Annotated in this window: 1 protein-coding gene; it reads right to left on the bottom strand. The window is 36.3% G+C overall.

What is annotated here, in order from left to right:
• Window positions 1–114: 114 nt before the first annotated feature.
• Window positions 115–364 (bottom strand): IS30 family transposase (locus CP357_RS10030; protein ID WP_143468741.1); only part of this gene is annotated, 250 nt, incomplete at its 5' end.

Raw genomic sequence — 364 nt, 5'->3', positions numbered from 1 at the left:
CACCAACAAGAAAATGCGATTCAGTACAGTTAAGAAAGCGGTAGACATTTTAAATCAACGGATAAGTATTCTGGTATGGATGAAAATCAATACCAGATTTTTTGTGACAAATTGTCAAACCAAGTGCAACGGTTTCTCAAAAAATACCTCATATGGGGTTTCATAATTTAACACTTTTCGAGGACGGCGGTTCAGCTGATATTGGCAGAAACTGACGTCCTTATCTGTATAATCATCAATATTAGTCCTTTTAGGAAAGTATTCCCTAATTAGGCCATTGGTATTTTCATTGGTTCCTCTTTCCTCTGGTGAATATGGATCTGGCCAATAAATAGCTACTCCTAAACGTTCTCGAATATCATTT

Source organism: Lactobacillus sp. UMNPBX6, assembly GCF_002553975.1.
GTDB lineage: Bacteria > Bacillota > Bacilli > Lactobacillales > Lactobacillaceae > Lactobacillus > Lactobacillus gallinarum.
This window is presented reverse-complemented; position numbering and strand designations above follow the sequence as displayed.